Origin of the sequence: Pseudomonas jinjuensis (assembly GCF_900103845.1) — a bacterium.
Lineage (GTDB): Bacteria > Pseudomonadota > Gammaproteobacteria > Pseudomonadales > Pseudomonadaceae > Pseudomonas > Pseudomonas jinjuensis.
Genome location: NZ_FNIJ01000019.1, coordinates 1 through 19,015 on the forward strand (window position 1 = coordinate 1; position 19,015 = coordinate 19,015).

Below are 19,015 nucleotides of genomic sequence, written 5' to 3' on the forward strand. Positions count from 1 at the left end.
GAATGATGCGCCAGCATCATCCGCCGATGGACATCGTCGCGGGGCTGGTGGTGGATAACGCTGGCGCGTTATGCACCCTACGGTGAAGGTGCGACTTCATGGTTCCCGTAGGAGCGGGCCATGCCCGCGACCGCCCCTTTTACATCTGCGCCTTCTCCCCCTCCGGCTTGACGATCACCGTCGCGGTGATCCCCGCCGCCAGCAGCACGCCGTCCGGCACCTCGTCGATGTGGATGCGCACCGGCACGCGCTGGGCCAGGCGGACCCAGTTGAAGGTCGGGTTGACGTCGGCCACCAGTTCGCGGCTCTCCGGGTTGTCGCGGTCGTAGATGGCGCGGGCGATGCTCTCGACGTGGCCCTTCAGGCGCTCGCCGCTCATCAGCTGCAGTTCGGCCGGGTCGCCGATGCGGATGTGCGGCAGCTTGGTTTCCTCGAAGTAGCCGTAGATCCAGTAGGAGCTCTCGTCGACCACCGCCATCTTCGCCTCGCCGATGCGCGCGTAGTCGCCGCGGTGCACGTTGAGGTTGGTCACGTAGCCGTCCACCGAGGCGCGCACGCGGGTGCGTTCCAGGTTCAGCTTCGCGGCATCCAGCGCGGCCAGCGCCTGCTGGTAGTCGGCTTCGGCGGCGGCGGCGGTGTTGCTGGCGTCGTCGAGGCTCTCGCGGGACACCACCTGCTCGTCCATCGCCGCACGGCGCCGGGCGTTCAGCTTGCGCATGGCGAGGGTGGCCTTGCGCGAAGCGACCAGCGCCTCGGCCTGCTTCACCGCCAACTGGTAGTGCTCGGGATCGATCTGCAGCAGCAGGTCGCCCTTCTTCACCTGCTGGTTGTCGCGCACCGGCACGTCCACCACCACGCCGGAAACGTCGGCGGCGACGTTGATGATGTCGGCGCGCACGCGGCCGTCGCGGGTCCAGGGGGTGTCCATGTAGTTCACCCAGAGGGTGCGCCCGAGCAGCGCGGCGCAGGCCAGGATGAGCAGGGTCGCCAGCAGGCTGAAGACGGATTTCAAGGTCATGGCGAAACTCGTTAGCGGTAGACGGTGAGGGAAAGAGCGCCGAACAGGCAGGCGAACAGGCACACGCGGAACAGCGCCGGGTGCCAGGTGAAGCGGTACAGGCCGGCTGCGGCGAACACGCGGTCAAGGCCCCAGGCGAGCACGGCGGCGACGATGAACAGCAGGGTCATGACCGGCATGTACACGCCGTGGAAGGCCACCTCGCGGGGCAGGTCAGGCAGCATGGGCGATGGTTCCTTGGCTGGGCTCGGCGGCGCGCAGCGGCGACTGCGGGTCGAGCAGGGTCGTGCGGATGAAGTGCAGGTAGCTGAGCATGCGCCGCAGCGGCGAACTCTCGAAGTCCGGCGCGCGCTGCTCGTCGGTGCGGCGGATCGCATCGATGGCACGCTCCAGGGCGTCCAGCGCCTGCCGCTGGCGGTCCGCGTCGGGCTGCCCGAACAGGCGGATCAGCGCGCGGCCGAGGTCGCGGATCGCCGCGCGCCAGGGCATGGATTCGGCGTAGCACGGCTCGTCCGGCAGGGCATCCTGCTCGCGGCGCAGTTCGATGATGGCGTGGCCGGTTTCCAGCACCACGAAGGTCCAGCGCAGCAGGCGGCGCTGCACGTCCGGGCGGCCGGCGGCGACGCCATAGGCCTGGTTGAGCAGGTCGCGAGTGGCGCTTTCGAAGGCCGGCGCCGGCTGCGGGTGCGGGTCGCGGATCGCCTGCACCACGCGCATGCGCAGGTCCCGCTCCAGGCGCCGCCAGAACCAGGCGCTGGTGGGCGGCAGGATCACCGCCGCGGCGATGGCCGAGAGCAGCATCGACAGCACCAGGGCGATGTACTCGTTGATCATCCGCGCCGGGTCGTAGACGGTCAGGTTGGCCGGCACCGAGCCGAAGCTGAAGAACACCAGCAGGCCGAGGCCGTAGCCGGCCCACTGCGGACGGGTCGAGGCGAAGGCGCCGGCGGCGAACACCGGGGCCATGACCATGCACAGCAGCGGGAAGCCGTCGATGTGCGGGAACACGAAGAAGGTCGTGGTGAAGCCGAGCAGCGCCGAGATCGCCGTGCCGACGGCCATCTGCAGCGCCATCGCCGCCGGGTTCGGCGCCGCCGAGGCCAGCGCCGAGACAGCGACAGCGTTGAGCGCGAAGGTGCTGCCGCTGGGCCAGGCGGTGGAAATCCAGAAGCTGCCGAACAGCAGGATCATCATCCCGGTGCGCATCCCCGCCACTGCCGCGCCGACCGCATTGGCGCGCGGCGCGAAGACGCCGTCCCACTGCTCGCGCTGGTGGCGGTGCGCGGCCAGCGAGGCGTGGGTCTGGGCGTAGTCGTGGAGGTCGTCGGCGAGGCGGTAGAGCAGTTCCGCGGCGGTGTCGAAGTCCAGCCGCGCTTCCGCGTCCGGCCGCCGGCGCTGCAATTCCGCGCGGGCCTGGCGGATGCACTGCATCAGGCGCTGGCGATGCTCGTCGAGCTGCTCGGCCAGGCAGCGCGCGTCCTCGTCGGTCACCGCGCGGCCACGCCACGGCTGCAGCACCCGGCGCAGTTCGTCGAGGCATGGGGCGAAGGCTTCCAGCACCTCGTCCGCGCCCTGCCCGCGCAGGCGCGCCAGCAGCTGGTGCAGCGCGTGGTAGCGGGTGCCGAGGACCATGAATTCGTTGTTCAGGCGCAGCAGGCGGCCGTTGCGCAGGCGCATGTGCGGGTCTTCGAAGGTGCTGGCGCTGCGCAGCGTGTCGAGGCCGACCGCCTGGGCGGCGAAGTTCACGCTGGCCGCCTCGAAGGCCGCCGGATCGCCGCCGTCGAGATGGTCGAGGACGAACCCGGCGAAGGCGCCGAAGCGCAGGTACAGCGCGTTGCGCATGGCCGCGCCGGCGCTCTGCGGGAAGATCGCCGCGCTGACCACGGTGGCGCAGAGGATGCCCAGGCAGACTTCCAGCAGCCGCCACACCGCCTGCATGAACGCGGCGTCCGGGTGCAGGGTGGCGGGGATGCCGATCAGCGCAGCGGTGTAGCCGGAAAGCACGCAGGCGTAGGAACGAAAGTCGCGGTAGCGCGCCGCGCCGGCGGTGCACAGGCCGATCCAGATCGCCATGGCGAGCAGGAACAGCACGCGCTCCTGGGCGAACAGGGCGATCAGCGCGACCATCACGGACAGCCCGAGGATGCTGCCGAGGATGCGGTAGAAGCTCTTGGCGAACACCTGCCCGCTCTGCGGCTGCATGACGATGAACACGGTGATGGTCGCGGTGCTCGGTTGCGGCAGCTCCAGGCGCATCGCCAGCCAGAGGGTGACGAAGGCGGCGAGCAGCACCTTGAACAGGTAGATCCAGGTCACGCCGTCGCTGCGCGCCCATTCGAAGGCCGCGCGGCGGACGTCCGGCAGCGCCGGAAGCAGGTTGACGCGGGCCATCTCAGCGTTCGCCCGACGCGCGCACCGATACCGTCTCCGGCACCATCTGCGCTTCCTTCGGCGTGTCGCGGCCGCTCAGGGTGCCGCCGCCGAGGGCCACCACCAGCCCGGCGTGGCTGGCCAGGCGCGCCGCGCGCACCCGTTGCGCCACCAGTTGCTGCTGGAACAGGCGGGTCTGCGCGTTGAGCACGTTGAGGTAGTCGGTGAGGCCGCCGCTGTAGGCGCGGGCGGCGATGTCGTAGGTCTTCTGCGCCGCGGCCAGCGCCTGCTCGGCCAGGTCCTGCTGGATTTCCATGGAATGGATGCGGATCAGCTGGTCGGAGATGCCCTTCAGCGCGTTGACCAGGGTCTGGTTGTACTGCGCCACGGCGACGTCGTAGCCGGCCGATTCCTGGCCGAGCCGGGCGCGGCGGCTGCCGCCGTCGAAGATCGGCAGGGAGATCGCCGGGCCGACGCCGTAGGTGAATTTCTGTCCCTTGAGGAACTCCAGCATGCCGCCGCCGACCGCGCTGTAGCCGACGCTGGCTATCAGGTCGACGTTGGGATAGAACTCGGCGCGCGCCACGTCGACGCCCTTGGCCTGGGCGGCGACCTTCCAGCGACTGGCGACCACGTCCGGACGCTGGCCGACCAGCTGCAGCGGCAGCTTGCCCGGCAGCCCCGGCTGCTCGGCGAGAACCAGCGTCGGGCGCCTGATCGAGGCGCCGTCGCCCGGGCCCTTGCCGGCCAGCGCGGCGATCTGGTTGCGGCTGAGGGCGATGGCCTCGTCCAGCGCCTCCAGCTGGCGCCGCGTCTCCGGCAGCGGCACTTCCGCCTGGCTGACCTCGAACTCGGTGCCGATGCCGCCGGCCATGCGCCGCCGGGCCAGGTCGAGGATCTGTTCCTGCTGCTTCAGCGTGGCCTCGCCGACCTCCAGCTCGGCGTACTGCAGCGACAGGCCGATGTAGGCGCGGACGATGTTGCTCTCCAGCTCCAGCTGCGCCATGCGCGCCTCGGCGGCGGTCATGTAGGCGATGTTCAGGTAGCGCTCGGTGTTGCTGCGCTCGCGGCCCCAGAGGTCGAGGGCGTAGCTGAAGCCTATGGCGGCGTTGTTGTTCCAGGTAGTGGTCTTGGCCAGTTCGCCGGGGCCGTAGAAGAAGTCGTCCGGCCAGCCGTGGCGCTGCAGCGAGACGTCGCCATTGACCTGCGGCGCCTCGGCCGCCTCCGCCGCTCCCGCCAGCGACAGCGCCATGCGCACCCGCGCCTCGGCTTCGGCCAGGGTCGGGCTGCCGTCCAGCGCGGTGCGCACCCAGGCGTCCAGCTGCGGGTCGCGGTAGGCGCGCCACCACTGCTCCGCCGGCCAGTTCGCCTCGTCGTTGGCGTGCTGGATGGCGGCGTCGGTGGCCAGCTGCGCGTCACCCAGCCGCTGTTCCTGCGGGGCGATGCCGTGGGTGCTGATGCAACCGGCGATTGTTGAGAAAACGACAAAGGAGCAGACGAAGGTCAGCCCTTTCACGAGGGGACGCGGCACGGTCGAGGGTCCTGGAGAGTGATCTTGCGGGGGTTGCCGTAAAGCCAGTGTGGCAGATGAATTCTAGGGAGACGGGCGGAAAGGGATAAGACGGCGGAAATGCGATTCTTTATTACCGATACTGAAACAATGCCGCGCCCCGCCGCGTCACAGGCTCCGGAGGCGCCAATGGACCAGACCGCGCATCACCCGATTGCTCAATATTTCAGCACTTCCGGGTAGTAGCACATCTGGCCCGTCCGGCAGTGCTCGACCGAAGGCCTGAGGTTCTGCGCGAAATGCCGGATCTGCTCGATGCTCTCTCCGCTGGTGGCACGATCGAGCACGGCCCGCACCATTTCCACGCTGGCCAGCTTGCGCGCGAGCGGAGCCTCTCTGCCGGCGATCTTGACCGCGGCCACGCCGCCCCCGAGAAGTGCCGGCAAGGCGCACAAGCCGCAAGGGCCAAATGGCTGTCCGCCCGCCGTGGTCGAAAACCCGCAGGAAAAGCGGTACCAGAGCCATTTCCGATAGGCCTCGTCGTTGGCCTGCAGCTTTTCCGCTTGCTTCTCGCTGAGTTCGCCGCCATCGCGACGGCGATATTCGTAGCGGTAGTTATCCAGGCAGATGGGCCCGCCCAACTGGCGGGGCAGATGGATCGTATTGCAATTGCCTTCCTCGAAGATGCAGGCATCGTTGAGGATGAAGGCTTCGACCTCGATATCCGGCACTTCCGCAGCGATTTCGCAGGCTTCAGCGATGCTGACGTCGCGCGGCAGGATCAGGCGGAAGGCTCCCAGGTCGCGGCAGAATCTCGCCGCCTCCGCGTTGCGGCAGGTCGCTACCGAACTCACATGCAGTCTCGGCGCAGGCAGCCAGCGCGCGATCTGGCCGATCAGTCCGAGATCGGAAACGATCAGCGCATCGCCGCCCATTTCGACGAACGCCCTGCCGATTTCGTTGGCGACATCCAGCTGTTCGTCCGAATAGCGCTGCGCATTGAGCACGAGCGACAGCGCGCAGCCGTTGGCATGCGCGGTTTCGATCGCCTGTGCCAGGTCGGCACGGCTCGCCAGGTTGCCGGACGGTCTCCGATTGATGGTAGGGATGAGCCGGACTCCTTTCGTCCAGTCCCCCGGCGCGACCCCGCAGTAGAGCTCGTTGGCACCCGCCCGGGCGACAGGTTCGATTTCGTCCAGCCGGGAAATCGGAGCGACGATTCTCATGCCGCATCTCCCGCCATGACCAGTCGATCGACATATCCCTTGTCGACGGCGGCGATCACTGCCTCCAGCATCTCCTGCGAGTACCGGCCGAACATCGTGTTGCCGATCTGCCAGGAACACCACTGGTCATCCCTCTCCGCCCGCTCGATCCGCGCACTCAGGGTCAGGCATTCCTTCTTGCACTTGCGGCCGACGGCGAAGCGCTCCGGGCCGCTCTGCGCCAGGGCTCCGATCCGGCACATGCGTCCCTTGGCGACGTAGAAGTACGGCAGATGGACGCTCTTGCGCAGGGGCAACGCAGCGAACGCTTCGGTATCGGCGAAAAGCGGCGTGTCGATTTCCATGTGCCGAAGCCCGCAGAGTTCGAACAGCGTCCGCAATGGCGCGAAATCGAACCCGCAGTGCATCGCCCAGTCGCGGCCGGGCAGTCGCGGGTCCTTGATCATCCGGCACAGGATCCGGCCTGCGATCGTCCGCAGGGAGGGATGGTTTTCGCGAATGAAACGAACCACTCCCCAGTCGTTCGCCACCACTTCCGCATCGGCCGGCAACAAGGGCAGCAACAGCGCCAGGTTGCGAATCACCTGCGGCGAAGCCACCGGCGTGAGCAGGCAGAACCGCATCCGGCATTCCCGGGCACGCTGCAGGCCGGTTTTCAACGCATGTGGCGAAGGCAGAAGGTGCTCGCAGAACTCGCTGCCCTGATAGAAATGCGTGGGCGTGAATCGTGCCAGCCATGCCGCAAGATAGGGATCGCCGTGCCTTTCCCGCCAATAGGCTTCGCGCGCCTCCGGCCCGCTACCGATACGGGCGAGCGCAGCTGGCTGCGCAAGAGATATTGCGAGTTCCATATTTGCAACGACCGCCTCTTGTTCTTCTGACTTCGTTACCCGCTCGTGAACTAAAGCGCCCGGGAACGCCGAGGCGAATCGGAAAATTCTGATATTTCCCATCTATCGCGCGCCCCAGCGAAAGCCATGGAGCAGGGAATCCCGGGGAGACGGGCGAGGAAGGGAAGACCGCGAAAATGCGATTGCTTGTTACTGACAATGAAACAATGATCGTCGGCCGCCATGTCACAATCTCCGCCATCGTGACCGGAGCTCCTTATGGACACCCTGCAAACCATGCGCGCCTTCGTCAGCGTCGCGGAAACCGGCAGCTTCACCGCCGCCTCCCAGCAGTTGAACACCACCACCGCCTACGTCTCGCGGGCGGTGGCCAACCTCGAGAAGCACCTGCGCACGCGCCTGCTCAACCGCACCACCCGCCGTATCGCCCTGACCGAGGCCGGCCAGCGCTACCTGCTGCGCTGCGAGCAGATCCTCGCCTACGTCGAGGAAGCCGAGGCCGAAGCCAGCGACGCCCACGCCCGCCCCGCCGGCAAGCTGCGCGTGCACTCGATGACCGGCATCGGCCAGCACTACGTGATCCGCTCCATCGCCGGCTACCGCCAGCAGCACCCGGAAGTGTCCTTCGAGATGACCATGGCCAACCGCGTGCCCGACCTGCTCGACGAGGGTTTCGACGTGGCCATCGTGGTCGCCACCGAACTGCCCGACTCCGGGCTGGTGTCGCAGCGCATCGGCGAGACCTACAGCATCCTCTGCGCCGCGCCCTCCTACCTCGCAGCCCGCGGCGTTCCGCGCATCCCGGCGGAGCTGATCGAGCACGACTGCCTGCGCCTGGTCAGCCCGGTGATGCCGCTGGACAAGTGGCTGTTCGACGGTCCCCACGGCCAGGAAATGGTCACCCTCGGCCCGTCGCCCTTCCAGGTCAACGTCGGCGACGCCATGACCGAGGCGATCAGCGCCGGCATGGGCATCGGCGCCCTGCCCATCTACTCCGCCAGCGCCGGCCTGCGCGACGGCTCGCTGGTGCGCGTGCTGCCGCACTACAAGCTGCAGATTCTCAACGTGTACGCGCTGTATCCGTCGCGGCAGTACCTGGACGCGAAGATCCGCACCTGGGTGGCGTACCTGCGCGAGACGCTGCCGGCGGTGCTGCAGGCCGATGAAGAGGGACTGGAGGATGTGGGGAAGAGGAATACGGCGCGGTGAGGATTCCATGATCGTTCCCACGCTCCCGCGTGGGAATGCATCCCAGGACGCTCCTGCGTCCGGACACCGAGCCTGCAAGCGACTACGAACCTGTAGGAGCCAGCCCAAAAAACCGCCGATAACCGCCCACCATCCTCGTCAGGCCGTTCCCCCTCCTCCGCTCCCGGATGCTAGGGTTGCCCTCTTTCCCACCAGCCATTCCCGCGACCATGAAAAAGAACGTCTTCGTCTTCAGCCGCCTCGCCCCGGAACACCTCGACCGCCTGCGCAGCCAGTTCAACGTCACCGTCCTCGATCCCAAACTGGGCGATGTCGATGCCCAGTACGCCGCCGCCCTGCCGGAAACCCACGGCATGATCGGCGTCGGCCGGCCGCTGGGGGCGAAGCAGCTGGAGCAGGCCGGCAAGCTGGAGGTGATCTCCAGCGTCTCGGTCGGCTACGACAACTACGACCTCGCCTACCTCGACCAGCGCGGCATCCCGCTGACCAACACGCCGGACGTGCTCACCGAATCCACCGCCGACCTCGGCTTCGCCCTGCTGCTGTCCAGCGCGCGGCGGATCGCCGAGCTGGATGCCTGGACCAGGGCCGGCGAGTGGAAGCGCACCGTCGATACCCCGCAGTTCGGCGTCGACGTGCACGGCAAGAAACTCGGCATCATCGGCCTCGGCCGGATCGGCGCGGCCATCGCCCGGCGCGGGCATTTCGGTTTCGGCATGCAGGTGCTCTACCACGGCCGCGAACGCAAGCCGGAGCTGGAGCAGATCTACCAGGCGCGCCACTGCAGCCTGGACGAGCTGCTCGGCGAAGCGGACTTCGTCGTGCTGGTGGTGCCGCTCAGCGACGCCACGCGCAAGCTGATCGGCAAGCGCGAGCTGGAGCTGATGAAGCCCGGCGCGATCCTGGTCAACATCTCCCGCGGCCAGGTGGTGGACGAGGCGGCGCTGGTCGAGGCGCTGCGCGAGAAACGCATCCTCGGCGCCGGGCTCGACGTGTACGAGAAGGAGCCGCTGACCGAATCGCCGCTGTTCGCCCTGCCCAACGTCGTGACCCTGCCGCACATCGGCTCGGCCACCCACGAAACCCGCCGGGCCATGGCCGAATGCGCGCTGGAGAACTTCGAAGCGGCGCTGCGCGGCGAGCGGCCGCGCAATCTGGTCAATCCGCAGGTGTGGAAGGGGTAGATTCTTTCGCGGGCATGGCCAATCGCTGGTGTAGGGCGAATGAAGCGGAACGCTTCATCCGCCGACCAAGCCGCGCCGATGGGATGGCGGATAACGCTGGCGCGTTATGCGCCCTACCCGGACACTCCAGCGAAACCCTGTAGGAGCGGGCCATGCCCGCGACCGGTACCGCCGACGATTACCCCTTCAGCCTCGCCAGCGCCTCATTCGCCAATGTCCGGGTCAGCTCTCCCGCCGGCAGCACCCGGCACAGCCGCGCCGACTGTCCCGACCACAGGTTGATGAATTCCCCCGAGCCTCCCGGCTCGGACTTCGCCCGCAGCGGCGCCAGTGCGCCGCCGGCCAGGGGGAAGGCCGGGGCGAGGTCGCTGACCGGGCCGAGCTCGCGCATGATGCGGTTGACGATGCCGCGCGCCGGGCGGCCGGTGAAGATGTTGGTCACCGCCGTGCTGTCGTCATGGGCGTCGTGCAGGGCGCGGCGGTGCACCGCCGAAACCTTGGTTTCCGGGCAGAACAGGTAGGCGGTGCCGAGCTGCACCGCCGAGGCGCCGAGCATGAAGGCAGCGGCGATGCCACGGGCGTCGCCGATGCCGCCGGCGGCGATCACCGGTACGCGCACCGCATCCGCGATCTGCGGGACCAGGGCCAGGGTGCCGACCTGGGTGTCCAGGTCCTTCGTGAGAAACATGCCGCGATGGCCGCCGGCCTCCCAACCCATGGCGATGATCGCGTCGCAGCCGTGGCGTTCCAGCCACAGCGCTTCTTCCACCGTGGTCGCCGAGGACAGCACCTTCGCCCCGGTCGCCTTGACCCGCGCCAGCAGCGACGCTTCCGGCAGGCCGAAGTGGAAGCTGACCACCTCGGGGCGCAGTTCCTCCACCAGGGCGCACAGGTCGGCGTCGAACGGCGCGCGGTTGGAGGCCGGGTACGGCGCGTCGAAGTCGGCGCCGAGTTCCGCGTAGTAGGGCTTCAGCCGCTCGCGCCAGCGCCGTTCGCGTTCGGCGTCGGGTTCGGGCGGCTGGTGGCAGAAGAAGTTCAGGTTCAGCGGCCGGCTGGTGGCGCGGCGGATGCTCCGCACCTCGTCGCCGATCTGCTGCGCATTGAGCATGGCGCAGGGCAGCGAGCCGAGCCCGCCGGCCTCGGCCACCGCGATCGCCAGCGCCGAGCCATTGGCCCCGGCCATCGGCGCCTGGATGATCGGCAGCTCCACGCCGAACAGGTCACAAATACGGTTGTCGGGCCATTTGCTCATCGCGATTCTCCGGCAGGTCCAGAACGGCCACGAAGAGCCGCGGCCAATGCCAAGCATCCTAGCAACAGTGACGGAGATATTTCACGCCGCCGGCGTCACCCCGAGGACGATATCGAAGCGCGCCTGCTCGCCGCTGCCGTCGGCCAGCGGCAGGAAATCCGCCTGCAGCAGCTCGCGTTCGCGCGGATCGTCCACCCGGCGGAACAGGAAGTCGCCGGCGTTGCGCGGTTCGCCGCGGATGTAGCACTGGGTGGTGAAGCGTTCCCGTCCGGGCAGCGTCACCGCCACGTGGATGTGCGGCGTGCGTCCGCTGTAGGCCACCGGGCGGATGGTGCGGAAGCGGTACTCGCCGCTGCCGGCGGTCTCGAACTGGCCGTAGCCCTGGAAGCCGCCGTCGCGCCGCTGGCGGTCGCCGCCATGGCTGTGCAGGTAGATGCCGTTGGAGTCCACCTGCCAGATTTCCACCAGCGCGTGGTTCAGCGGCTCGCCACGGGTATCGAGGATGCGTCCGTGCATCTGCACCACGGTGCCCAGCGCGGCGGCCGCGGCGCCGTCCACCCGGACCAGGTCGTTGTCGCGGTCCAGCGGCAGGCGGTCGGGATAGAACGGACCCTCGGTCTGCCGCGGAGTCGGCAGCAGCAGGGCCCAGGCGCCCGAGGACGCCAGCGCCAGGGAAGAGACGAGACAGCCGCCGACGAAGCGGCGGCGATTGCAGATCAGGCCGGACATGCGTACCTCCCGGCGTAACGCCTACAGCTGGCCGAGCAGTTCCTCCGGGCGCCGCCACGGCAGGCCGTGGGCCTCGGCGACGCCGGCATGGGTGAGCGCGCCCTTCGCCACGTTGAGGCCGTTGCGCAGGTGCGGATCGGCCTCCAGCGCGCCGCGCACGCCTTTCCCGGCAAGGGCGATGACGAACGGCAGGGTGGCGTTGTTCAGCGCCAGGGTCGAGGTGCGCGCCACCGCCCCCGGCATGTTCGCCACGCAGTAGTGCACCACGCCGTCCACCACGTAGGTCGGATCGGCATGGGTGGTCGGCCGCGAGGTCTCGGCGCAGCCGCCCTGGTCGATGGCGACGTCGACCAGCACCGAACCGTGCTTCATCTGCGCGACCATCTCCGCGCTGACCAGCTTGGGCGCGGCGGCGCCGGGGATCAGCACGCCGCCGATCACCAGGTCGGCGTCCAGCACCTGCTCGCGCACCGCGGCGCGGGTCGAATAGAGGGTCATGATGCGGTTGCCGAACTGGGTGTCGAGGCGGCGCAGCGCGTCGACGCTCTTGTCCAGCACGCAGACCTCGGCGCCGAGGCCCACCGCCATTGCCAGCGCATGGCTGCCGACCACGCCGCCGCCGAGGATGCACACCCGCCCCGGCGGCACGCCCGGCACCCCGCCGAGCAGCACGCCGCGGCCGCCCTGGGCGCTCTCCAGGCAGTGCGCGCCGGCCTGGATCGACATGCGCCCGGCGACTTCCGACATCGGCGCCAGCAGCGGCAGGCGGCCCTGGGCGTCGGTCACCGTCTCGTAGGCGATGCAGGTGGCGCCGCTGGCGATCAGCTCGTCGGTCTGCTCGCGGTCCGGCGCCAAGTGCAGGTAGGTGAACAGCGTGTGTTCGGGGCGCAGGCGGGCGCGCTCGTCCATCTGCGGTTCCTTGACCTTGACGATCAGCTCCGCGGCGTCGAACACCTCAGCGGCGTCGCGGGCGATGCGCGCACCGGCCTCGCGGTAGTCGTCGTCGCTGAAACCGATGGCGGCCCCGGCGTTGTGCTGCACCCAGACCTGATGGCCGAGTCCGCAGAGTTCCGCCACCGAGTTCGGCGTCAGGCCGACGCGGTATTCGTGGACCTTGATCTCCCTGGGGACACCGATACGCATGGCACGCCTCCGCAAACGATTCTTGTGTCTTTCAGTCTAGAAAACCGCAGCCGGCGGCATACCTGAAGCCGCGGCGGCTTTTGGTGGATTTCCCTGAAAATCGCCGCGGTTTCAGCGACCATCGGAGCCCTCCGGCGCCCGCCTATACTCCCCACGAACCCGCGTGAAACAGGCAGGCAGCCTTGAAAGAATCCGACATCGGCCCGGAGTCGGCCGGCGCCGCCGGCGACTCCGATCCCGCCGCCAGCGTGCGGCGCCCCACCCAGGCGCGCGGCGACCTGGCGGTGGTCGCCGCGCTGCTGCCCTACCTGCGCCCCTACGCCGGGCGCATCGGCGTGGCGCTGGGGCTGATCCTCGCCGCCAAGCTGGTCAACCTCTACGTGCCGATCGCCCTCAAGCAGATCGTCGACGGACTCAACGTCCAGCCCAGCCTGATGCTGCTGCCGGTGGGCCTGCTGCTGGCCTACGGCGCCTCGCGGATCGGCGTGACGCTGTTCACCGAGCTGCGCCAGGTGGTGTTCGCCCGGGTCATGGCGCGCGCCTCGCGGCAGATCACCCTGCAGGTGTTCCGCCACCTGCACGCGCTCAGCCTGAAGTTCCACCTCGGCCGCCGCACCGGCGGCGTGGCGCGCGACGTCGAGCGCGGCGGCAGCGCCATCTCCGACCTGCTCGACTGGACGCTCTACACCATAGTGCCGACCCTGCTGGAAGTGCTGCTGGTCACCGCCGTGCTGGTCTGGGCCTACGACTGGGGCTTCGCCCTGATCACCCTGCTCACGCTGCTGGCCTACGGCATCTGGACCGTGGCGGTGACCGAGTGGCGCACGCGCTTCTACCGCGCCGCGGTGGAGGCCGACACCCGCGCCAACGAGCGCGCGGTGGATTCGCTGATCAACTACGAGACGGTCAAGTACTTCAACAACGAGGAGCACGAGGCCCAGCGCTACGACGAGAACCTGCGCCATCTGGAAGACGCCAGGGTGCGCGCGACCAAGTCGCTGGCGCTGCTCAACCTCGGCCAGACCGTGGTGGTCGCGGCCGGCGTCACCGCCATGATGTGGCGCGCCGCCGCCGGTGTGGTCGACGGCGCCCTCACCCTCGGCGACCTGGTGCTGGTCAACGCCTACCTGCTGCAGCTGTCCGCGCCGCTGTCGATCCTCGGCATGATGTACCGCGAGGTGAAGCAATCGCTGACCGACATGGAGCGCCTGTTCGGCCTGCTCGACCAGCGCCAGGACGTGCAGGACCAGCCCGGCGCCGTGCCGCTGGTCACCAGCCGCCCGCGGGTGAGCTTCGAGCAGGTGCGCTTCGGCTACGACCCGCGGCGGGAAATTCTCCACGGCGTCGACTTCGAGATCCCGCCCGGCGGCACCCTGGCGGTGGTCGGCCATTCCGGCTCGGGCAAGTCCACCCTCGCCCGCCTGCTCTACCGCTTCTACGATGTCGACGCCGGGCACATCCGCATCGATGGCCAGGACCTGCGCCAGCTGACCCAGGACTCGGTGCGCGCCGCCATCGCCATCGTTCCGCAGGACACCGTGCTGTTCAACGACAGCATCTACTACAACATCGCCTACGGCCGCCCCGGGGCCAGCCGCGAGGAAATCGAGGACGCCGCCCGCGCCGCGCATATCCACGAATTCATCCAGCGCCTGCCGGACGGCTACCAGACGCCGGTGGGCGAACGCGGGCTGAAGCTCTCCGGCGGCGAGAAACAGCGCGTCGCCATCGCCCGCGCGCTGCTGAAGAACCCGGCCATCCTGATCTTCGACGAGGCCACCTCGGCGCTGGACTCGCGCTCGGAAAAGGCCATCCAGGCGGCGCTGGACCGCATCCAGGTCGGCCGCACCACCCTGGTGATCGCCCACCGCCTGTCCACCGTGATGGACGCCGACCGCATCCTGGTGCTGGACGCCGGACGCATCATCGAAAGCGGCAGCCACCGTGAACTGCTGGCGGCCGGCGGCAGCTACGCGCAGATGTGGATGCTGCAGCAGCAGGAGGCGGAGGCCGGGGAGAGTCCGCCGGTGCGGTTGTAGGCGCGCGCTTGCTCGCGAATGGCGGGGCCGAGATTCGCGAGGATGACGGAGTTGAGGGGCGCTCGGACCTGTAGGAGCCAGCTTGCTGGCGATCCGGAGTTTCATTCCAGCCACGCCATCGCCGGCGAGCATGGTGATCGCCAGCAAGCTGGCTCCTACAGGCTTGGTGCCACGCCTACCTCTCGTAGGGCATAACGCACCAGCGTTATGCCTACACCAGCGATTGGCCATGGCGTGAAGACAGTTGCTACACCAGGATTCGCTACGGCAGGCGCATCGCACAACCCTCGCTATGCTTCCAGAAGGACATGGGGAGCACTGGGCCATGGATATCGAGAACCTGAACCAACCGATCGCCGGGGAACAATTCCACTTTCGCGTCACTGGCGGCACGCGCCCCACGCATATCGAGGTCTACATCGACCGCCTGGCGATACGGGTCACCGACTGCCCCGATCCGCCCTGCCACGAGATGGTCGCCCTGCCCCATGGAACCATCGGCGCCGAACTGCTGGTGATCGCCCGCGATACGCTGGGCAACGTCGAGGAGCGCAGTTTCACCATCGGCGACGCCGATACCAGCGTCGCCGGCCTGGCAGGGGTGGAAGTCTGAGCATGGTCGATACGCTGCTGCAGCAACTCGCCAGTGTCCCGGCCGGCGCGTTCGCCGCGATCGCCGCCGTGGCCGCCGCCACCGGAGCCATCGTCGCCGCGCTGATCACCGCCCTGCTCGGCAAGCTGATCGTCAGCTCCCGCGACCTGCAGGACCGCGAGGCGGAGTGGCGCAAGCATGCGCTGGAGCTGACCAAGCTCGATCTCGAACGCAAGCTGAAATCCGGCCGGGATTTCCAGGCCAACCCGCTGCGCCCGTGCATCCTCGACTTCCTCGCCAACTACCGGGACCTGCAGGAGCTCGGCAGGAAATCGCCGAAGGATCTGTACCAGACGATCATCGCCACCCGCCTGGCCAAGACTCCCGCCGCGCCGCCCAAGCCGCCGGCCGCTCCGCCATCCGTTGCGGTGGAGGACAGCGGATAACATGCCCTACCCCACGCCGGATCGCCCTGAAACGTAGGGTGGATGAGGCTCTTTTCATCCACCATTGCGGGGCCGCATGCGCGGCCATGGTGGATCGATGGAGCCTGATCCACCCTACGCTTCCAGCTCCCGCAACCGCCGCTCGATGAACCGCCTTTCCGGCTCCAGAAACGTAGGGTGGATGAGGCTTTTCTCATCCACCATTGCGGGATTGCATGCGCAGCCGTGGTGGATCGATGGAGCCTGATCCACCCTACGCTTCCAGCTCCCGCAACCGCCTCTCGATGAACCGCCTTTCCGGCTCCAGCCGGGTCAGCTCCAGCGCCGCGCGATAAGCCTCCTGCGCATCCTCCCTGCGTCCCAAGCGGCGACACAGATCGGCCCGCGCCGCATGGGCCAGGTGATATCCCGCCAGTTCCCCGCGCGCCAGCAGGTCATCCACCAGCGCCAGTCCCGCCTCCGGCCCGTCGCGCATGGCCAGGGCCACGGCGCGGTTGAGTTCCACCACCGGCGACGGCTGCAGGCGCAGCAGTGCGTCGTAGAGATCGACGATCCGCGCCCAGTCGGTGCTCGCCACGTCCGCCGCCTCGGCATGCGCGGCGGAGATCGCCGCCTGCAGGCAGTACGGTCCGAAACTCCGGGTCGCCAGGGCGCCGGCGATCAGCTGGCGGCCTTCGTCGATGGCGGCGCGGTTCCACAGCGAGCGGTCCTGGTCCTCCAGCAGCACCACTTCGCCGTCCGCGTCGGTGCGCGCCGCGCGGCGCGAGTCGTGCAGCAGCATCAGCGCCAGCAGGCCCATCACCTCGGGTTCGGGCAGCAGCTCCAGCACCAGCCGGCCGAGGCGGATGGCTTCGGCGCAGAGGTCGGTGCGGGTCAGCGAGTCGCCGCTGGAGGCGGCATAGCCCTCGTTGAACACCAGGTAGATCACCCGCAGCACGCTGGCGAGGCGCTCGGGCAGTTCGGCGGGGGATGGCACCTGGTAGGGGATCTTCGTGTCGCGGATCTTGGTCTTGGCGCGGACGATGCGCTGGGCGATGGCGGACGGCGCCGCCAGGTAGGCGCGGGCGATCTCCTCGGTGGTCAGGTCGCAGATTTCGCGCAGGGTCAGCGGCACCTGGGCGTCCGGCGACAGCGCCGGGTGGCAGCAGGTGAAGATCAGCCGCAGGCGGTCGTCCTGCAGGTCCTCGACTTCCTCCTCCGCCGCCTGGCTGTCGATTTCCAGCTGGCGGGCGATCTGCTCCAGCGAGGCGTCGAAGCGCACCCGCCGGCGCAGGCTGTCGATGGCCTTGAAGCGCCCGGTGGAAACCAGCCAGGCGCGCGGATTGGCCGGCACGCCGTCGCGCCGCCACTGTTCGACGGCGGCGGCGAAGGCGTCGTGCAACGCTTCCTCGGCGCGGTCGAAGTCGCCGAGCAGGCGGATCAGGGTGGCGAGCACGCGCCGCGAATCCTGCCGGTAGATGGCCTCCACCTGGTCGCGGATCGAGCGCGGCGCGTAGCCCGGCATCGGTCGCCTACGGCTGGGCGTCGAAGATCGCCGCCCCGCTGGCCATGTCGAAGGGCGCGGAGAAGTGCTCGTGGGCGATCTTCCACTGTCCCTGCTCGCGGCGCAGGCCGATGCTGGCGCGCATCCACGACTGGCCCCTCTCGCCCTTCTCGTTGGTGCCGCCGCACAGCGCCAGGTAGTGGCCGAAGGCGACGTCGCCGGCGCTTTCCACGTGCAGCTCGTGCATCTCGAAGGTCGGTTCGCTGCACTGTGTCATGCAGTACTGCCAGTGCGCGATGTAGGCCTCGATGCCCCTGAACTGCAGTTGCTGGATGGCATCGAAGGCGACCACGTCCGGGCTGTAGTGGCTGGCGATGGCCGATGCGTCGCTGGCCCTGACTGCCTGCAGCCAGCCGTCGAGCAGGCTGCGGATGGCGGGGTCGATGGTCATGGCGAATCCCCCTTCAAAGGTTGGCGAAGTGCTGCTGCCAGTCGCGGATCGGCCGCACCTCGATGGCGCCGAGACGGCCCGGCGGAATCTTCGCGGCGATCTGGATCGCCTCGTTCAGATCGCGCGCCTCGATCATGTAGAACCCGCCGAGCTGCTCGCGGGTTTCCGCGAACGGACCGTCGGTAATCGACAGCTGGCCGTTGTGATGGCGCAGGGTGGTGGCGCACTCCACCGACTGCAGCGCCTCGGCGGCAACGAAGTGGCCGCTCTCGCGCAGGCGTTCCTCGTAGGTCAGGCACTCGTCGACCACCGCGCGGTATTCCTCGGGCGGCAGCCTGGCGGCGGCCTTTTCGTCCACGTAGATCAGGCAGAGATATTTCATCGTCGGGTCCTCGGCTACGGGTGCAGATACCTATAGTCGTTCGGACCCGACGGAGATCGACAGGGTGTCGGAAAAAAACCTTCGGGCGACGAACGCGGCCATGCCGTCATTCGTAGAACATGGTGAAGGTGGCGATGGTGGACACCCGCCCGGCCTTGATGTCCGCGGCGCGGGGCACGGTCTTGTGGTACTTCGCCGCCAGTTCGATGGACATCGGCATGTCCTCGGCGGTCAGCCCCGTGAGGCGCTTCTGCCCCAGCTCGACCGGCGTGGTGCTGGAAACGTCGCCGTAGTAAAGGCGCACGCCGACGCCTTCGGCCATGTCCGCCCCGCTGGCGTTGGCCAGCACGTTGCTGCCGCCCTGGGTCTGCGTGCCGTCGATCTGGTGGCTCACCTTCACCCCCTTGTCGCACTGCAGGCGGATGCTGAAGGCCGTGGCCTTGCCATTGTCCGGCGGCGTCGGCGCGGCGTCGCTGAAATCGGTCTTCGCCACCGGCGGCAGGCGCACGTCGATGTTCTGCGCGGACAGCATCTCGCAGCCCCGCGTGCCGACCACCGATGCCCCGGACAGGGTCAGCTCGGCCACCTGCCGGTCGATGTAGGAGATCGTCGATTTTCCGCCGATCGTCAGCGGCCCGGCGGACGGGTCGATGTCGCCGGTCTTGATCAGGCGTACCCACCAGTTGGTCTTCAGCGGGTACTGGGTGGGACCGACCGCCCAGGCCAGGCTGGCGATCGGCGTCACCTTGGTGTAGTCCGGATTGCAGCTGCCGATGACCTGGTTGCACCAGAACACCGAAATGCCGATTCCCGGCACGTTGCTGGCGAACACCGAGCTGAAGCCATTGCTGGTATAGCCAGGCACGGGTGCGCCGATGCCGGCGGCCAGGCCTCCCGCGACGTTGCCGCTGCTGTTACAGGTGAGGCTCGGCCCGGAGAAACTCATCCAGCCACTGCTCCACAGCTCGGTGCCGTTGGGGGCGTCGCGCGGGACGCTCAGGGTGGCCGGCAGGTTGATGTTGGCTACCGACTTGGAATAGCCGGGTTCGAAACTGCAGCCCGCCCACAACGACGGGGAAATCAGCAGCAGCGCGAGCCACAGCAGGATCGATCTTTTCATGAATACCTCT

General features: G+C 68.4%; 18 protein-coding genes. 5 read left to right on the forward strand and 13 right to left on the reverse strand.

Annotated features, from left to right (window positions below; genetic code table 11):
* Positions 1–139: 139 nt before the first annotated feature.
* The 6 genes from BLR75_RS22425 to BLR75_RS22450 form a co-directional block, all read right to left on the reverse strand.
* The gene (locus tag BLR75_RS22425) at positions 140–1,018 is read right to left on the reverse strand and encodes an efflux RND transporter periplasmic adaptor subunit (RefSeq protein WP_084309513.1); all 879 of its coding nucleotides are present in this window, start codon (positions 1,016–1,018) and stop codon (positions 140–142) included.
* Between the two features lie 11 nt (positions 1,019–1,029).
* Positions 1,030–1,230 carry a DUF1656 domain-containing protein gene (locus BLR75_RS22430; RefSeq protein WP_084309774.1) on the reverse strand — a complete coding sequence of 67 codons (201 nt, stop codon included), beginning with the start codon at positions 1,228–1,230 and terminating at the stop codon, positions 1,030–1,032.
* A gap of 1 nt (position 1,231) precedes the next feature.
* Positions 1,232–3,409 carry an FUSC family protein gene (locus BLR75_RS22435; protein ID WP_084309512.1) on the reverse strand — a complete coding sequence of 726 codons (2,178 nt, stop codon included), beginning with the start codon at positions 3,407–3,409 and terminating at the stop codon, positions 1,232–1,234.
* 1 nt (position 3,410) lies between these two features.
* Positions 3,411–4,919 (reverse strand): efflux transporter outer membrane subunit, encoded by a 1,509-nt coding sequence (locus BLR75_RS22440; RefSeq protein WP_084309511.1) that lies wholly within the window; start codon positions 4,917–4,919, stop codon positions 3,411–3,413.
* Positions 4,920–5,116: 197 nt separating this feature from the next.
* Positions 5,117–6,124, reverse strand: coding sequence for a U32 family peptidase (locus BLR75_RS22445; protein WP_084309510.1), 1,008 nt, complete (start codon positions 6,122–6,124; stop codon positions 5,117–5,119).
* Positions 6,121–7,077 (reverse strand): hypothetical protein, encoded by a 957-nt coding sequence (locus BLR75_RS22450; protein WP_217633624.1) that lies wholly within the window; start codon positions 7,075–7,077, stop codon positions 6,121–6,123. The genes BLR75_RS22445 and BLR75_RS22450 overlap by 4 nt, the downstream gene beginning before the upstream one ends.
* Positions 7,078–7,233: 156 nt before the next feature.
* Between BLR75_RS22450 and BLR75_RS22455 the strand changes: the two genes are divergently transcribed.
* Together BLR75_RS22455 and BLR75_RS22460 are read left to right on the forward strand one after the other, a co-directional pair.
* Positions 7,234–8,184: a LysR family transcriptional regulator gene (locus BLR75_RS22455; protein ID WP_084309508.1), complete on the forward strand. Its 951-nt coding sequence runs from the start codon at positions 7,234–7,236 to the stop codon at positions 8,182–8,184.
* A gap of 209 nt (positions 8,185–8,393) precedes the next feature.
* Positions 8,394–9,368, forward strand: a complete 975-nt coding sequence (locus tag BLR75_RS22460; protein WP_084309507.1) for a 2-hydroxyacid dehydrogenase — start codon at positions 8,394–8,396, stop codon at positions 9,366–9,368.
* A 178-nt stretch (positions 9,369–9,546) separates the two neighbouring features.
* Here BLR75_RS22460 and BLR75_RS22465 read toward each other — a convergent pair whose 3' ends face one another.
* The 3 genes from BLR75_RS22465 to ald all read right to left on the reverse strand — a co-directional run bounded on the left by BLR75_RS22465 (position 9,547) and on the right by ald (position 12,492).
* Positions 9,547–10,620 carry an NAD(P)H-dependent flavin oxidoreductase gene (locus BLR75_RS22465; protein ID WP_084309506.1) on the reverse strand — a complete coding sequence of 358 codons (1,074 nt, stop codon included), beginning with the start codon at positions 10,618–10,620 and terminating at the stop codon, positions 9,547–9,549.
* A gap of 81 nt (positions 10,621–10,701) precedes the next feature.
* On the reverse strand, positions 10,702–11,349 hold the full coding sequence (locus BLR75_RS22470) for a dioxygenase family protein (RefSeq protein WP_090416143.1): 648 nt from the start codon (positions 11,347–11,349) through the stop codon (positions 10,702–10,704).
* A 21-nt stretch (positions 11,350–11,370) separates the two neighbouring features.
* Positions 11,371–12,492, reverse strand: a complete 1,122-nt coding sequence (gene ald, locus BLR75_RS22475; protein WP_084309505.1) for an alanine dehydrogenase — start codon at positions 12,490–12,492, stop codon at positions 11,371–11,373.
* A 182-nt stretch (positions 12,493–12,674) separates the two neighbouring features.
* On the opposite strand from ald, the gene BLR75_RS22480 reads away from it, so the two are divergent.
* From BLR75_RS22480 to BLR75_RS22490, 3 genes are all read left to right on the forward strand, one after another.
* Positions 12,675–14,531 (forward strand): ABCB family ABC transporter ATP-binding protein/permease, encoded by a 1,857-nt coding sequence (locus tag BLR75_RS22480; protein WP_084309504.1) that lies wholly within the window; start codon positions 12,675–12,677, stop codon positions 14,529–14,531.
* A gap of 325 nt (positions 14,532–14,856) precedes the next feature.
* Entirely contained in the window at positions 14,857–15,144 is a 288-nt protein-coding gene (locus tag BLR75_RS22485) for a hypothetical protein (RefSeq protein WP_084309503.1), read from the forward strand.
* A 2-nt stretch (positions 15,145–15,146) separates the two neighbouring features.
* Complete coding sequence (locus BLR75_RS22490) at positions 15,147–15,569, forward strand: hypothetical protein (RefSeq protein ID WP_084309502.1); 423 nt, start codon at positions 15,147–15,149, stop codon at positions 15,567–15,569.
* Positions 15,570–15,822: 253 nt separating this feature from the next.
* Here BLR75_RS22490 and BLR75_RS22495 read toward each other — a convergent pair whose 3' ends face one another.
* The 4 genes from BLR75_RS22495 to BLR75_RS22510 all read right to left on the reverse strand — a co-directional run bounded on the left by BLR75_RS22495 (position 15,823) and on the right by BLR75_RS22510 (position 19,005).
* Complete coding sequence (locus BLR75_RS22495) at positions 15,823–17,049, reverse strand: RNA polymerase sigma factor (RefSeq protein WP_084309772.1); 1,227 nt, start codon at positions 17,047–17,049, stop codon at positions 15,823–15,825.
* Between the two features lie 31 nt (positions 17,050–17,080).
* A complete protein-coding gene (locus BLR75_RS22500; protein ID WP_084309501.1) occupies positions 17,081–17,503 on the reverse strand; it encodes a YybH family protein in 423 nt (140 codons plus the stop codon).
* Between the two features lie 13 nt (positions 17,504–17,516).
* The gene (locus BLR75_RS22505) at positions 17,517–17,885 is read right to left on the reverse strand and encodes a YciI family protein (RefSeq protein WP_084309500.1); all 369 of its coding nucleotides are present in this window, start codon (positions 17,883–17,885) and stop codon (positions 17,517–17,519) included.
* A gap of 106 nt (positions 17,886–17,991) precedes the next feature.
* Positions 17,992–19,005, reverse strand: a complete 1,014-nt coding sequence (locus BLR75_RS22510; RefSeq protein ID WP_169720207.1) for a fimbrial protein — start codon at positions 19,003–19,005, stop codon at positions 17,992–17,994.
* Positions 19,006–19,015: the final 10 nt, after the last annotated feature.

Coding starts and splice junctions, on each gene's coding strand:
- BLR75_RS22455 (WP_084309508.1), top strand. CDS start 7,234: ATGGACACCCTGCAAACCATGCGCGCCTTCGTCAGCGTCGCGGAAACC.
- BLR75_RS22435 (WP_084309512.1), bottom strand. CDS start 3,409: ATGGCCCGCGTCAACCTGCTTCCGGCGCTGCCGGACGTCCGCCGCGCG.
- BLR75_RS22470 (WP_090416143.1), bottom strand. CDS start 11,349: ATGTCCGGCCTGATCTGCAATCGCCGCCGCTTCGTCGGCGGCTGTCTC.
- BLR75_RS22425 (WP_084309513.1), bottom strand. CDS start 1,018: ATGACCTTGAAATCCGTCTTCAGCCTGCTGGCGACCCTGCTCATCCTG.
- BLR75_RS22505 (WP_084309500.1), bottom strand. CDS start 17,885: ATGAAATATCTCTGCCTGATCTACGTGGACGAAAAGGCCGCCGCCAGG.
- BLR75_RS22445 (WP_084309510.1), bottom strand. CDS start 6,124: ATGAGAATCGTCGCTCCGATTTCCCGGCTGGACGAAATCGAACCTGTC.
- BLR75_RS22500 (WP_084309501.1), bottom strand. CDS start 17,503: ATGACCATCGACCCCGCCATCCGCAGCCTGCTCGACGGCTGGCTGCAG.
- BLR75_RS22450 (WP_217633624.1), bottom strand. CDS start 7,077: ATGGGAAATATCAGAATTTTCCGATTCGCCTCGGCGTTCCCGGGCGCT.
- BLR75_RS22465 (WP_084309506.1), bottom strand. CDS start 10,620: ATGAGCAAATGGCCCGACAACCGTATTTGTGACCTGTTCGGCGTGGAG.
- BLR75_RS22490 (WP_084309502.1), top strand. CDS start 15,147: ATGGTCGATACGCTGCTGCAGCAACTCGCCAGTGTCCCGGCCGGCGCG.
- BLR75_RS22460 (WP_084309507.1), top strand. CDS start 8,394: ATGAAAAAGAACGTCTTCGTCTTCAGCCGCCTCGCCCCGGAACACCTC.
- BLR75_RS22485 (WP_084309503.1), top strand. CDS start 14,857: ATGGATATCGAGAACCTGAACCAACCGATCGCCGGGGAACAATTCCAC.
- ald (WP_084309505.1), bottom strand. CDS start 12,492: ATGCGTATCGGTGTCCCCAGGGAGATCAAGGTCCACGAATACCGCGTC.
- BLR75_RS22510 (WP_169720207.1), bottom strand. CDS start 19,005: ATGAAAAGATCGATCCTGCTGTGGCTCGCGCTGCTGCTGATTTCCCCG.